The sequence below is a fragment of the Rosenbergiella sp. YN46 genome, from assembly GCF_036620675.1.
In the GTDB taxonomy this organism is placed as follows: domain Bacteria; phylum Pseudomonadota; class Gammaproteobacteria; order Enterobacterales; family Enterobacteriaceae; genus Jejubacter.
Genome location: NZ_JAZHEE010000101.1, coordinates 1 through 732, shown reverse-complemented (window position 1 = coordinate 732; position 732 = coordinate 1). Strand labels below are relative to the sequence as shown.

At 31.8% G+C, this 732-nt stretch carries 2 protein-coding genes; one reads left to right on the top strand and one right to left on the bottom strand.

Features of this window, described 5'->3' with window-relative positions; all coding sequences use genetic code 11:
* The coding region (locus V3W49_RS22695) for a hypothetical protein (RefSeq protein ID WP_500148203.1) at nt 1-542 on the top strand (542 nt) is incomplete at its 5' end.
* A gap of 1 nt (nt 543) precedes the next feature.
* On the opposite strand, the gene V3W49_RS22690 is transcribed toward V3W49_RS22695, so the two are convergent.
* On the bottom strand, nt 544-732 hold a 189-nt coding region (locus tag V3W49_RS22690; RefSeq protein ID WP_500148202.1), incomplete at its 5' end, for a hypothetical protein.

The window sequence follows — 732 nt, the reverse complement described above, 5'->3', positions numbered from 1 at the left end:
GGTATTATGATCTTAGAATGAACGTAATTCCACTTTTTAGGGATAGAAAAGAGACTATAAAAATTTGGAATGAAGTGGTCAATTGGTGGAGTGGTTCCTCAATTAAAATTAGATTTGTTGAAACCGAAGATAGTAACTGGTTCATTATGGGGTCAGATTCAATGCACCCAGATACAAATATGTCATTTTTTAAAATCTTACCCAAATCAAAAAATTATGAACGATTTAAAAAAGGACATGGGGGCGAAGCATACTTGCGATTAGGAACGTATACTAAAAAATACAAAAACGATGTTAAAGATGATGCCATCTGTGATTGCAGTCATATGAAAGAAGATCATGATGATTCCGAAGATAACGATGAATGTCTGTATGAAGACTGTGACTGCAAAAAATTTGAAAGTTTCCAACTTAATCTCTATCCACGTAAAAAGAAAAAAATTGTTACTGATATCAAATTTTTTCAAGAAAGTGACGTAAAAGAGGATTCACTAACTTGGAATTGTCTTTATGTACACAAATACAAATCACAAGAAAAGTGAGTTAGTCACCATCACCTAAATTCACTCTTACATGTTCACCAGGATAATGTTCGTAAATTTTCTTCGAATAACACTTATTACATAAAGGCCCATTAATTTTCCATTCCTTCATAGGCATGTATTTTTTTTCTATACGGCCTTTACAAATAGTACAATTTTCTTTTAATGCCAAATTGACTAGTCCTGTTTT